Consider the following 1,575-nt stretch of genomic DNA (forward strand, 5'->3'; position numbering starts at 1 on the left):
GACAAATTACCGGCTCTTAAAGACCGTCGTGATGATCGGTTGGAGCCTGGGGAGAAGCTGGCTGCGCCGGGGTCCAAAGAGGTCACCGATGGTGACGCGCGCAGTTCGATCAAGAACGGTGATTACACCCTCGCGCTGGACAAAGACAACAAGCTGATCCTCACCGGTAAAGACGGCAAGGAGGAGCTGTGGGGGTATTACGGAGCGGACGCCGCAGATCTTCTCTCGGACCCTAACAACGAAGTGAAGGTCGGGTTCGATGGCAGTATCAAGGTTGTCGATCGTCAGACCGGCGAGGTGGTCCGGGTCATCCGCGAAGCCGGAGACCCGAAACACGCGAAATTGGTGCTGCTATACCACCCCCCGTCGGAGTCCGAGCCATTGCGCTTCGCGATCGACGAAGCGCAATCCACGCTACAAATACAGGTGGACTGCTTCGGAAGAGGGAAGGCCGGACTGGCCGAGGACGTCGCGAACTGGTTGCATAATCAGGGATTGGTCGACGAGACCAATAAATCAAAGATCACCGAAGACTACAACAACTCATATCTGGCCTACGACACTCAAGTCAAGAAACACTTCAAAGACCTGGACGAGAAGATTCGGTCGATCGCCCTCGATACCGAACAGATCAATAGTGAGGCGTTCAAATCGATAGTGAACTCGATTGACGAACTCAATGAACAATTGCACGCAGTCGACGGTGTGAAGGACACTCGAGTCGTCTCCGTAGGGCAGAATGGTGATCATACCTACCGGGAAATTAAGCCGGGCGTGGAGAAGGAGCTTTTCAGCGCGATCGATAAAACGGTGACCGCGGTCGACAAGGTTGTAGACAACGCGCACCAGACCCACGAGTCCAACAAGAAAACCACAGACAAAACTTCGCATGAAAGCAAGCGCTATGGCTCGGACGACGGTAGCGGTGGCGACAAGACGGGTGGCAATGGTGGGAATGGTGTTGGCGACGGTAATGGTGCCGTGGCCGCGGCGGATGCGGCGGCCGACCCGATCGACTTCAACAAGGAACTCGGCCTGGACGGCCTCGGTGACGGTGCTTTCGGCGATACCGACGGTTTGACCACCGCGGACGGTCTCACCGGTGCTGACGGCACGACGGAAACGACCGACGCGACCGGAAGCACCGGCACGGGTACGGGTACGGATATCGGGTCGAAGATCGATGACGCGATCGCGAAGATCCAAAACGGGGCTACTGGTGGCGGATCGTCGACGGGTGGCAGCGGTTCCGGTGGTAGCTCGGGTGGTATGAGTAATCCGTACGGCATGAGTAATCCCTACGGTATGAGTGGGTCGAATCCGTTGTCCTCGATGACGAATCCGTACAATTTGCCGCAACAGTTGCAGAACCAGTACGGCGGCCAGAACGGTACGAACCCCTACTCGCAGCTGGGGAACAATGCGGCGACTGCCGCGACTGCGGCTGCTACCAATCCGCAGACCGTGACCAACGCGGTATCCGCCGCTACGGGCACACCGGTATCAGCGAATCCGAACGCGATGGTCGATGCGAAAATCCCCGGCCTCGGAGATGTGAAGCTGCCGGCGGGGCCG

Annotated in this window: 1 pseudogene; it reads left to right on the forward strand. The window is 58.1% G+C overall.

What is annotated here, in order from left to right:
• Positions 1-1,575: pseudogene (locus ACIBJI_RS42565) on the forward strand (hypothetical protein); the annotation flags it as partial.

Source organism: Nocardia sp. NPDC050408 (assembly GCF_044458905.1).
In the GTDB taxonomy this organism is placed as follows: Bacteria; Actinomycetota; Actinomycetes; order Mycobacteriales; family Mycobacteriaceae; genus Nocardia.